The following is a 12708-nucleotide window of genomic DNA, read 5'->3' as shown; positions in this document are numbered from 1 at the left end:
ACTGGAGTAAACGATAATACTCGTTTGGCCAGTTTATGATAGATGACGATCATGTCATCAGCATGTATTTAATATACTTTATGTAATAGCAGTTACTGATTGAGGGCGTTTGACAGCCATCATTTCATCACGTTATGTAATAGCCATGGTTTCAGCGCTATTATTTAACAACAAGGCATGACGAGTAAAACTGCATCATGCCTACTACGAGCTTATCATTAATGACTTTATATGGACGCTGCTAGCGGTGCTATCAAGACATCCTTACAAAGTAACACTTTTAATGCAGCGAATTATTCAGCTGGCGTTGCTGCTTCTTCTGCATTGGCTTCTTCGGCAGGTGCTTGCTCAGCTTTGCCGCCCGCTTGAGTCTGTGCGTATTCTTTACCAGCGATGATCGCATCAGCCATAGACGTGACGTATAGAGTCACAGCACGGATAGCATCATCGTTAGCTGGAATGATGTAGTCAACGTTGTCTGGGCTAGAGTTGGTATCAACGATACCGATTACTGGGATACCAAGGTTTTTGGCTTCTTTGATAGCGATTGCTTCGTGATCTACGTCTACCACAAAGATAGCGTCAGGTAGGCCGCCCATGTCTTTGATACCGCCTAGTGAACGCTCAAGTTTTTCCATATCGCGAGTACGCTCAAGCGCTTCACGCTTGGTCAACTTAGCAAAAGTACCGTCTTCTGATTGCTTCTCAAGCTCTTTTAGACGGCTGATTGACTGACGTAGCGTTTTCCAGTTGGTCAACATACCACCCAACCAGCGATGGTCGACGTATGGCATGCCAGCGCGCTGGGCTTGCTCACGGATAATACCGCTAGCGGCACGTTTGGTACCAACAAACAATACTTTGTTTTTCTTGGCAGCTAGGCCGTTTACGTAAGTCAACGCTTCGTTGAACGCTTTTACGGTGTGCTCTAGGTTGATGATATGAATTTTGTTACGTGCACCAAAGATATAAGGACCCATTTTTGGGTTCCAAAAACGTGTTTGGTGACCAAAGTGAGCGCCGGCTTGTAGTAAGTCGCGCATTTCGATTTTGGTTGGGTTGTTTGTAGCCATGTGAAATATCCTGTTGGTTGGGTTATGCCTCCACATCACAAAAACTGCCTATCTAGCAACACGCATCTGCCTGTGGGTCATGCCTATAATCATGGCACTGACCTAACTTGCAAATTAATCAAGTCGCCAAACACCCAGCAATTTTTTGCCATGATGTGTGTGTCATTGGTTGGTGTAAAAAAGAAGCCATGTCGGGTTTTAGCAAAAAACTCAAACCCCTCCTATAAAGCAAATTATAGAAATAGCTGCGCCGTATTCTATCATATAACGCCTCACAACCTCCAGCGCTTTATGAGGACAAACCGCAATTTAACAACTCGTGAGCCTCACGCCTCAAATCGTCGTATCAACAAAAAAGCGATACCATTGTATCGCTTTTTTGTCGCTTTTCGTTGAGGCAAAGTGATAAACGAGACGCTATCAGTTGATTGTCGTTGATCAGTTAATTGTCATTAAGTGATGCAGATACCGATGACGGCCTTGTGACCACGCCAGGTAAAGGGCGTGATATAGCTTTGCCGATCTTTGGGTAGATACGACACGTCAGGCGCGCTCTCGACGATATGCGGCGGCGAGATAATAAACTCTGACCCAAACTCCGTCCGAGCGTTACCAGAGATGGTGTTGGCCATCTCTCCGAGCAAGTCCTTCAACATCGTAATAGAGGAATCGGTCTCGCCCATCGCCTGAACCACCGCACGCAGCATCGCGCTTGGCGCACTGACATAGACGCAGCCTTGTAGCGGACCTGAGATTTTGATAACGCCGCTGTAGTCATAGCCTACCGCTGTCTTATTGTTATTTAAATAAGGCGTATCGATGTCTACTTCTGTCCCATCAATCTGCGTAAAAAACGCATTAATCGAACTTAAAAATACGCCCAATTTTTCTACTTTAATCATAATAACGAACATCCGTATTAAAACGTAATAGCGAGATCATCAGTCCTGCAAACAGACCACAATCTCACCGACTTGCGAATGCCAAGTAATCGGGATAATAAAAGAACGCTCATCGTTTGGTAGGACGATACTTTTGGGCGCTCCTTTAAACACAAACGGTACCGAGATATGAAACTCTGAGCCAAACTCAGTACGGGCGTTGCCTGCGATGGTATTGGCAACCTCGCCTGCTAGATCAATATAATTGGCATCACTTTTATCAGTCTCGCCCATGCTATCTAGTAGCGAGGACAACAACTTGTGAGTCGCCGAAAAATACACCACGCCTTTTTGACCACCAGAGATACCAATCACACCAGTGTAGTCATGTACTTTGGGCTGTTTGTTTTCTAGCAAATACGGCGTGTCAGCGACGAGCTCTTCTCCACCAAACTGATCAAAATAATTGCTAATGATGTTTAAAAAAATCTGTAGCTTTTGTTCTTTCATATAGACATTACTCAAGTCGTTGAATGGTATTAATCTTGCACCAGCTCGTGCAAAGACTCTACAAGCTCTTCTTCTGAAAACGGCTTGCACAAAAACCCACTGGCACCAAGCGATAGCGCCTCAATCCCCGTGGCCTTATCAGACAAGGCAGATACGACTAAAATACGGACATCAGGATCAGTGGCGATGATTTTTTCGATACACTCCAGACCATCCATTTGCGGCATGGTCAGATCCATGGTGATCACATCAGGACGATGGATATTAAACTTCTCTAGCGCCTGCACACCACTGGTCGCAGTAGCGACCAGCATAAACTCACCTGAGTCATAAGCACGCTGAATACGGTTTCTAATGATATTAGAATCATCAACAATCATTAATTTATGCATAACCTATTACCTGTAATGAGGCACATTGTTGTGGTGCACAATATGCCTAACCTCTCTTATTAAGCTTTTGGTAGTGTAATGACAAATCTTGTCATTTTGCCCCGTTCACTATTTACATTCAGCTTGCCGTCGTAGTCCTTGACCAGTGATTTGATGATATCCAAACCCACGCCGCGGCCACCGTCTTCATCAGTGTCTTCTTTGGTAGAAAAACCTGAAGAAAACAGCTGCTTGAGCAGGTCGCTATGCGTCAGCTGACTTGCTGCTTCATTATCGACGTGGTTTTCTGCCACCAATTTATGACGGATACTGTCGTAATCGATGCCTTGACCGTCGTCCTGCACGATGAGCATGACCTCTTGACCGTTGTCTTGTACTTCTAGATCAATCTTGCCTGCTGTTTCTTTACCGAGCGAATGACGGACGCTGGGTGCCTCGACACCGTGCACCACGGCATTTCGTAGCAGCTGGATACCAATCTCTTTGATGGGCTTGGCCAGATGCTCTGGGATATTGACTTGGGTCAATGTATGGCTGTTGAGCTGTACTTGCTTGCCCTGTCTTGCAGCGATATCTTTGGCAAAATCTCGATAAAAAGACAGCTGGTCTTCACCTGCATCATCACTCAAATCGATATCTTGACCGCCATCCAAACTGATGTTACCAATCGATAAGCTGGTTGGCTGGCTTTTGGGTGCAGTGCTCTCAGCAAGCGGCCTGCTTTGCTGTGCCACGGCATCACTTAATGCGGTGGTAGAGGTAGTAGCGGGTTTACTAGCGGCAGGCTCCGAGCGATTGATCCGCTCACCTAGCGTAGCAATGGTGTTCGATAGGCTGAGTAAGTCATCTAGATGAACCGCCAATGGCAAGAAGTCATTACCTGATAGCTGACCTTGGTTTTGTAAGGCATGCAACTTGTCTTCGGCATCTGAGGCAATCTTGGTAAAGCTGTGCAGTTTTAGCGCTGATGCTTCGCCTTTTAGACTATGCATTTCGCGATAAATGGCTTTTAGTTTGGTTTCGAGCTCGTATTGTGAGCTACCAGGATTTTTTAAGATGTTGTTCATCTTATTGATATGCGCATCAGTGTTGGCGATAAACTCATTAATGATCTTAGGATTTACATTTAAGATGGTGGTGAGCATCTCGATTTGCATGTCGTTTTGCGAGCGCTCTTTTTCTAAGCGCTGCTCTAGGTAGACGGCATCAGAGACATCATTGACGTTGACCAAAATACGGGCGATGTCTTTTTTGTCATAAACGCGTGAGAATTTAAAATCCAAGAAGCGGCTATCAGCGCCTTTATTTTCACCGGCGTTGTGTAGCATGACCTTATGTAAAGGGTTTAGTGAATCCACCAGCTTTTCTTTGACGCGCGGGTTGTATAACTGCTCGATAAACTGCTTGGTGGTGTTTAGGTCTTTATCAGAGATACGACCACGTAAGACACTGGTAAAGTTCTCACCTGCCAAATTGTCAGCACCGATGATGCCATTGAGGGCACGAGAGTGCTGTTGACCAATCTTTAAGTCTTTATCTAGCAAGAATAGACCAGTATTGACCGTTTCCATGATTTCTTGTGTTTCGCGGCGCGCAGCAGCAGCTTCGGCATCGGTCTCACGTAAGCGGCGCACAAAGAAGAATACGAAAATCAAAAAGTAAGCAAAAATCGCCGCAACACCCAACACCTGAATCAGACGAATGGTGGTGGCTTGGCGCTCTGCATTACTAAATACGTCGCGTGTCAGATTATCTAGCGAGTCGTTGATCAGCAAACTGGAGGTTTTGGCTTGCTCAACCGCTCGAGTCAAGTCATCTGCCGACGGCACCATGATATTATCAGCGTCTTTTAGATAGGTCTGAATCTTGGGCTCTAGCGCCTGCCATTGTTCTTTGGCAGCTGCAACATTGGCTTGGGCGCTATCATCAACCTTTGGCAGATCATAGCTTTCGCCTGTACTGTCAGTAATTCTACCGCCTTGCTCAATAGCAGAAAGAGAGTTGGTAATCAGTGCTGTGTTTTCTTCTAACCGGCTCAATACCCGCTGAATATGCGGCGAGCTCGTGTCTTCACCATAACTGTTATCTAAGTCAAAAAGATCTTTGATGACCGACTGCGCACTGTTGGCGACTTGGTTGGTCTGGTCGATCAAAGCGGTGTTTCTTTCTAACAGGCTGGAGGTATAAAAGGTAAAGGCTAGCAAGGCACCGATGAGTGATAAAAACAGTGCAATAGAGATGATCAGACCTTGATAGCGCTTATTGTCGATATTTGGTGTGGTTGCCATGTTTGAAAATCCTTAATTCGCTTGAGTAGCAGTCGGTTCACTGTTGGTGCCTGGCTCCGTTGAACCCAACCACTTTTCTTCAATCTCTTTAAACGTCCCTTTTTCTTTTAGCTTAGTAATACCTTCATTGACATTTTTAATAAGCTCGTTATTACCTTTGGCCATCAGTATGACTTGTTGCGCCGATGGGTTGTCTTCACTCTCGTAGGGAACGATAGTGACGTCGTATTCTGGATGATTTTTCGCTGTGTACTGCAAAATAGGCAAGTCATGCAGAATTACATCAACGTTGCCTTGTATCAGATCTTCATACAATAAAAAAGCCGTTGCTCTAGTAGACATCTGACTATACTTACCCATTGCTCGGAGCTGATCATCTTGCTTTGAGCCTTCCATAGCGGCCACGTGCATCCCCTGCAAATCCTGTATGTCATTAATTTCTACATCACTTTTGGTATACATAATAGAGGATGGATTAAAGAAGTATGGCGTTGATAAACCGTATCTTGCCGCTCGATCGTCTTTATAGGAGATGCCAGAGATTGCCAAATCACGCCTCCCTGACTCCACGCTATCAAACATGTTTTGCCACGTTTCTTTATAAAACTCGACTTTAAACCCTTGCTCTTCACCGATAGCACGAATTGAGTCAATATCAATACCCTGCATGTTTCCATAATCATCTTGCAATGAAAAAGGGGGCATCGTACCTGTTGTCGCTACTTTTAGTGTTGGTGCTGTATCTGGTAAGTTACTTACAAAACTGTCTTCATTTTTTGTCACTGGTGTGCCAGCTGCGTTGGTATTTTCTGTGGTAGAAGAATTACCACATCCAAATAAACCGACGCTTAATATAACTGGTAATACTCGATATAACTGCATCATGTTTTGTCCTTAAAGTTGCAACGCTTGTTGTCTTAACATCACTGTATGGTAACTGTCAGTTTCAAAAAACCTTACATTGTAAACATAAAGTTACAATCTACACTAATTTTTTTCTAATTGAAATATTTCTGACAAATTTGTTTGGTAACAACAAACTATTTATTTTCAATCAACTACGATTAAACATGACACCTCAGTCATTATAAGGCGTGTCTTATAAAAGCATCAGGCTCTGCATTAACCACGCGTAGCGCTCATGTAACAGAACCCTTTTATTAAGACAAAAAAAACACCCAATATTGGGTGTCTCAAAAACTTGCAGCCGCTACTCTGCGTCATCGAGGTCTAAATTACGATCTATCTGCCAGATTAAAAACGCACCCAAACTCATCAGGACAAAAAGTGCAATACCCATTTTTAACACTGGATTAAGAGGGAATAAATTTAATAATAAACCACCAAAAATACCCACTGAAAACATCAGCGAGCCTTGCAGCGCGCTTGCCATACCCGCACGCTGCTTTTGAAAAGCCAGCGCAATCGCCGAGGCGTTTGGCTGGGTCAATCCCAAGCCTGCAATACAAAAGAAAATACACGCCAGCACCAGTGGCAACCAAGCATCGGTCCCCAAAAATATACCGACAAAAAATAACGTGCCTGCAGAGAGCACCTGCATCATCGCCCCGAAACGTAATATGCTCAAGATACGAAAGCGATTGGTCAACCACTGATTCAGCTGAGTCAAACCCACAAACCCTGCCGCATTCATCCCAAACAACCAGCCAAAATGCGTGGCCGAGACGCCATAAGTGTCCATGATTAATTCAGAAGCTGAGCTGATATAGACAAACATCGCACCCATCAACAGTCCGCCACCGATCGCAGGGTAGTTAAAGCTGGGATCTTTTAACAAGTCCCAATACTGGCTCAGCACTTCTCTGGCAGGGCGTACGTTACGATTTTCTTCGGTCAATGTCTCGAAAAAGAAAAACTTCGTCAGTAATAGATTGAGAGCACCAAAGGCGGCCAAAAACCAAAAGATAGAGTGCCAATTAAAAAACTGTAAAAACAGTGCGCCCAAAGACGGCGCGAGTATCGGTGCCAGACCCATCACCAAAATCATAATCGAAAAAGCTTTTGCGGTTTGTTTAGCCGTTAGCCGATCACGAATCGCAGCTCGAGTTACCACTGCCCCAACGCAGGCACCAAGAGCCTGCATGGTACGGCCGACAAACAACACATACTCATTATCCGTGGTCGCGCAGATAACAGAGGCAATCACATAAAGCGTCATGCCCATATACAGCGGCTTGACTCGACCAACGCGATCGCTAAAGGGGCCGTAAAACAACTGACCAAATACCAAACCCACAAAATACGCTGGCACAGAGTTGGCCATAAATGCGGTAGATACGCCAAAATCATCTGCCATTGACGGTAACGCAGGCAGATACATATCAATGGATAACGGTCCTACCGCAACTATCAACCCCAGCATCATAATCCACGCAACAGGCAGATCAGCAGAACGTACTCGTTCAGCGGTGATAGGTTTCTTTGAAAGAGAGGATTTTGGGGCAGACATAGTTAGACCGTTTATATATTGATAATTACTTAAGCGCTTGTAAGATGCATGAAATAGATATTTTTAACGACAATAATGCATTTTTATCTAAATCTGTGCAAGCGGACAGTGTTATATCGTGCTGTCCACTCGTATTTCAATAGCCATAACACGCGACTTAACAACTAAAAACAATCAATATAAAGCATAAGACTCTGTCTAAATTTTTCTACCTCTGATGTAAACCCTTATGATTTATGACTCATTATAAAAGACTAGCGAAACTGTCGCTTGGCAAAGGTGGTGCTTGCTTGCTTGGCTTTTCTAAGGGCCAGCTTGCGATTGCGGCCCAGCATCATCTTAATCTGCCAGATCTTTTCTTTATAGAGCGTGGTTGCAGGCTGATGATGCATGGCATTAATTACGCGTTTGCTGGCGAGCACAGCGTCAGGAGAGCGCTCGGCAAATTCAGCCGCCAGCTGCTGTGCTTGCTCAAGTGGCGTCTCACTACAATGACTGATTAATCCTAATTCTTTGCCGTCAGTAGCATTGATGATACGCGCCGTCATCGCCAGCTCTTTGAGAACGTCTTCTCGTACCACGCCAAATGCGGATTGCGTCAATCCCATATCTGGTACCAGCCCCCATTTGGCTTCCATAATAGACAGCTGACAATCTGGATGGCTAATACGCACATCACAGGCCAATGCCAGCTGTAACCCAGCACCAATACAGTAGCCCTCTAAGACGGCGATGACCGGTACTGGCACATCACGCCATATTAAGCAGACACGTTGAAACGAGCTTTGCCATGGCTTAATCAGCTCCCAAATGGCAAAGGCTTGGTTTTTGGGATGGTTTAAATCGCCCAAGTCGATACCGGCACAAAACGTCCCTTCTGCACCGTTTAAGATGACCGCTCGTATCGTCTTATCTTTGCTCACTCGGCCTGCCACAGCGATCAGCTCATCGATGACTTGAAAACTCATGGCGTTTTTTTTGTGCGGACGATTTAGCGTCACAGTGAGTATATTATCAGTGACACTCACTTGTAGCGTTTCGTATTGGTAAGTTGCAATGGCGTTCATAACGATCCTTATTTATGAATGGGTAAAAGATAGACTGATAGCGATAATGTTAGCAGGCTTATCCATATCCTACCTTAGCAATAACTGACTGCCACGATACTTTATAGCGAGACTGTATTGTCAATCCTACATAAAAGAAGTACGTGATTTTTTGCGCGCGACTGGTATCAACTTTGCTTGCTGTGCGATGCAGACAGATGCTGCGCAAAATCACCCCCAGTCGCACGGTATTTATTTTATGGTGGATCGACCATACGAGCATGGCAACATGAAGTCGCGCTTTTTACTGTTTCTCAATCACTATTACTCCATCACTGCTCCTAAACCACTACTCCTAAATCATTTTCCACGTCATGTCGTTTTCGCTGAGACGATGGTAATTGAGCTGCGGATAAGCGGACAAATCCAGCGTTTGCAAATTATTTAATGCGGTCAGTAGCGCTTCGTAATAAGGCTGGAGCATGGCAAACTGCGCAGGCGTGGTATGCTGGATATTTAATAAACACTTATCTTCTAAATCTTGGCTAGCCTGACGCAGCTGCGGCACGCCAGTATAACGGCTACCGCCCAATATACGATGGGCAATCTGCGCCAGCATACTACGGTCACGCGCCTCCCATGCTTGAGTCAACGCTTGCTTTTCATCATTGATGGTGTCGAGCATCATGATGATCAGCTTGGCTGCCAGATCAGGCTTGTTGGCTGAGCGAGTCAGCGCATCTTGCCAGTCCAAAATCTCTGAATGCGGGCTGTCCATCGCTGTATCCTTTTGCTCCTGCGGCCGCGCGGCTAGATCCGTATTTGGTTCGCTGGCATGATCCATCGACCCTGACGGCGGACTCAGCAACGGCGCCTGTCCTTGCTTTTGTAAGCGTAAGCTGTCGTAGCGCGGCTGAGTCTCTCGCGGTGTCTCTCGTCTATAGTCTTCGCGCGGCTGACTGTCACGCAAATAGTCATCACGAATTTTTTTGAGTGATAATGGTCGCGTTATTTTTGGCGGCTCGCTGGCATCTGTGGTGCGCGCGCTTTTACTGACAGGATACGTGCTGGTCGTCGCGCCCAGCGGCCATTCAGAGAAGGTTTGCGCGTCGGTGTCTGTTGATACGTCGGTGTGACTAGAGGCCGCATCCGTGTCTTGCAAGCCCAGTCCATGTAGATTGGCCTCAGACAGCGCCGTTAGTTGCGGCGTGGTCGAGGTGCGGCCCAGCCATTTTTGCAGCACTTGCAGCAGCTGCGGCTGACTAATGGGTTTGCCGACATAGTCGTTGATACCACTGGCTATCAGCTTGTCACGCTCATCAGCTAGCCCATGCGCTGTCAAGGCAATGATAGGAATGTGACTGTCATCGCTTTCGATACTGCGGATTTGCTTGGCCGCTTCATGCCCAGACATACGCGGCATTTGGATATCCATAAATATCAAGTCGATGCTGTCTTTGTGGGTGTCTTTATAATTGTCTTGGTTGCTGCCTTTATCTTCATTGGCTGTCTCCTCTGCATACAGCACAGAATTTGACTTTTTGCTCATGTCATCTCGCGCTTCGGCTTTAGAGAGCTGGGTTTTGTTTGACAGGCTTTGCTTTTGGTTTTTGGCAGTTTTCAGGTTTTTGGTTTGCTGCTTACTGATAATCTCTATCGCATCAAAGCCGCTACTGGCGGTGACGACATGAATACCCAGCTCGCTAAGCAGCGCATCGAGTACCAAGAGATTGGGCAGATGATCATCCACTGCCAACACCGTCACCCCTTTCCAGCGCGGCTCTTGCAGACTCGTTGGCTGGCGGCGATTTTGTGTATCGAGCATGGCATACAGCTGCCTTTTATCCAAAGGCTCATATAAGATATTGGCATGATAACGGTTGAGCAGAGCCTGATCGGCGGCCACTTGATAGCCAAAGACAGCGAGCTTGCCCTGATAGTGCAGACGAATTTGTCTTAATAGTGCCATCATATCGTCTTGGGTATCATCATCGACGATGACCCAGTCCCAGTAGTTACCACGCTCTTTTAACGATTCAAGCACACCTGGCAATGAGTTGGCTTGGGTCAGCTGAATTGGTAGATACTGCAGACTGGCTTTGAGCACTTGTATCGAGGCTGGATGGTTGATCCACACCAGCACATTAAACTCATCAGTCTCGCTAGCAAGCGGCGCGAGCACAGGCAGCTCAATGGTCTGCCCTGTCGCCGCCTCGAGCACATCGACGTGCGCTGGCATGCGAAACCAAAACGTCGCGCCTTGATTGGCAATGTTTTCTTGCGCATTGTCATAAAATCCAATATCACCGCCCATCAATCGCGTCAGCTGCTTGGATATGACCAAACCCAGCCCAGTCCCGCCATACTGACGCGTGATAGAAGGATCGCCTTGACTAAAGCTTTGAAACAGCATTTTTTGATCAGCAAGCGAGATGCCCTTACCGCTGTCTTGCACACTTATCATCAGATAATTATCACGGTGATCATCAAGGCTGACCCGCACCACCACATCACCACTGTCGGTAAACTTAATCGCATTGCCAACGATATTGGTCAGTACTTGCTTGAGGCGTAAGGCATCGCCATTGATACGCATCGGCACATCATTATAAAACAGCACTGCCATGCGCAGGCCTTTTTCGGCGGCGACTGGCGAGAGCATATCGACCACATCATAAATGGTGTCATAAAGATCGAACTCATGACGATCAAGCACCAGCTTGCCCGCCTCGATTTTAGAAAAATCTAAGACATCGTTGACCAGCGCCAGCAGATGCGCTGAGGATTTACGAATGGTCTGTACGTACAAGTCTTGCTCAGGATTTAGCTCGCCGTGACGCGCTAGTAGATTGATAAAACCATCAATACTGTTGAGCGGGGTGCGTAGCTCATGACTGATATTGGCCAAAAACGCCGATTTGGCTTGGCTGGTTGAGATGGCGGCATCACGCGCGTTTCTGATCGAGATGTTTTGCATTTCCATCTCATCAAACGCCAAACGCAAGTCATCCTCAGTTTGCTCGGCATGGTCTTTGAGTTCTTGAAAGCTTCTGTGCAAGCGGCGCAAGGTATTGACCAAATCTTGCTGCAATAAATTTAGCTCGCCATCCGACTCCACCGGAATCGGCTGATATAAATTGTCTACGTGAGTGCGCTGCAGTTGCAAGCGCAGCTCATAAATCGGTGCGATCCAGCGTTTTGAGTAAATATTTAAACTCAACAGCAAAATCAGGATGGTAAACAACCCCGTAATCACTAGCGCCATGGCGATGCGATAACGCGCGATATACAGCGGCTCGTTATCCATATCGACAAGCAACCACAGCCGCTGCCCTTCAAATTCACCAAGCACACTGCCATAAGCGGTGCCAATCGGCGTGGGTTTTTGCGAGATAAATTGCGCTGAAGCATCAATCGATGGCCAAGGCTCATTGAGCCCATAACCGACCGTGGCCAGCACCTTATTGTCTTCATTGACAATCGCGATGCGCTGCACGTGCTGCTCGGACTGCATGCGGCCTAGCCTGTCACGAATGCCCTCTAGCGTCGAGACGGCAGCCTTGGAGGCACTGCCCGCCTGCTGGCGCTCTTGCTCTAACAGCTCAGGAATCAGATCTGCAATCTCTGGGGTATAACGAATCAGCACCGCCTCGGCCAACACTTCTTGCTCAGAGTCGCTGGCACGCATGGTCTCATGAAACACCAAAATACCGCCGACAGCGGCCAATATACATATCGGCAAAAACACCAATATGATCAGCTGACCATAGGCGCTACTGGTATCAAAACGTTTTTTGTGTGCCATGCAAGCTCGCTCTCATCTCAATGTTTTGCTAGGGCGTGTCCTCATTTTAAAACGATGATAAAAACAAGATAAGATGACTATCAATTGAATGGAGGACATACGCTAGGTTTATCACAGCGACTTTGCGCCATCGCGTCCTGTACTATAGCGCTATCGTTATCACTTGGCTATAGCTATCAGTCGTTGGGTATCAGTCGTAGCGATAAGTGCGGTGGCTGCATCATAACGCCTCTGAATCATAAA

9 protein-coding genes are annotated in these 12708 nt (G+C 46.5%); all 9 read right to left on the bottom strand.

Annotated elements, in window-relative coordinates; genetic code table 11:
• Window positions 1-293: 293 nt before the first annotated feature.
• Window positions 294-1073 carry a 30S ribosomal protein S2 gene (gene rpsB / locus JMX98_RS08760; protein WP_100748923.1) on the bottom strand — a complete coding sequence of 260 codons (780 nt, stop codon included), beginning with the start codon at window positions 1071-1073 and terminating at the stop codon, window positions 294-296.
• Between the two features lie 452 nt (window positions 1074-1525).
• Window positions 1526-1975 carry a chemotaxis protein CheX gene (locus tag JMX98_RS08755; protein ID WP_201585964.1) on the bottom strand — a complete coding sequence of 150 codons (450 nt, stop codon included), beginning with the start codon at window positions 1973-1975 and terminating at the stop codon, window positions 1526-1528.
• Window positions 1976-2014: 39 nt separating this feature from the next.
• Window positions 2015-2464 (bottom strand): chemotaxis protein CheX, encoded by a 450-nt coding sequence (locus JMX98_RS08750; RefSeq protein ID WP_201585963.1) that lies wholly within the window; start codon window positions 2462-2464, stop codon window positions 2015-2017.
• Window positions 2465-2493: 29 nt separating this feature from the next.
• Window positions 2494-2856 carry a response regulator gene (locus JMX98_RS08745; protein ID WP_075102026.1) on the bottom strand — a complete coding sequence of 121 codons (363 nt, stop codon included), beginning with the start codon at window positions 2854-2856 and terminating at the stop codon, window positions 2494-2496.
• Window positions 2857-2915: 59 nt separating this feature from the next.
• Window positions 2916-5144, bottom strand: a complete 2229-nt coding sequence (locus JMX98_RS08740) for an ATP-binding protein (RefSeq protein WP_201585961.1) — start codon at window positions 5142-5144, stop codon at window positions 2916-2918.
• Between the two features lie 12 nt (window positions 5145-5156).
• The gene (locus JMX98_RS08735) at window positions 5157-6029 is read right to left on the bottom strand and encodes a substrate-binding periplasmic protein (protein ID WP_201585959.1); all 873 of its coding nucleotides are present in this window, start codon (window positions 6027-6029) and stop codon (window positions 5157-5159) included.
• Window positions 6030-6354: 325 nt separating this feature from the next.
• Window positions 6355-7614, bottom strand: a complete 1260-nt coding sequence (locus JMX98_RS08730) for a multidrug effflux MFS transporter (protein ID WP_105244826.1) — start codon at window positions 7612-7614, stop codon at window positions 6355-6357.
• A 254-nt stretch (window positions 7615-7868) separates the two neighbouring features.
• On the bottom strand, window positions 7869-8681 hold the full coding sequence (locus JMX98_RS08725) for a crotonase/enoyl-CoA hydratase family protein (RefSeq protein ID WP_201585957.1): 813 nt from the start codon (window positions 8679-8681) through the stop codon (window positions 7869-7871).
• A 334-nt stretch (window positions 8682-9015) separates the two neighbouring features.
• A complete protein-coding gene (locus JMX98_RS08720; RefSeq protein WP_201585955.1) occupies window positions 9016-12465 on the bottom strand; it encodes an ATP-binding protein in 3450 nt (1149 codons plus the stop codon).
• Window positions 12466-12708 lie beyond the last annotated feature (243 nt).

This window comes from Psychrobacter sp. HII-4 (assembly GCF_904846595.1).
GTDB classification, from domain to species: Bacteria; Pseudomonadota; Gammaproteobacteria; order Pseudomonadales; family Moraxellaceae; genus Psychrobacter; species Psychrobacter celer.
This window is presented reverse-complemented; position numbering and strand designations above follow the sequence as displayed.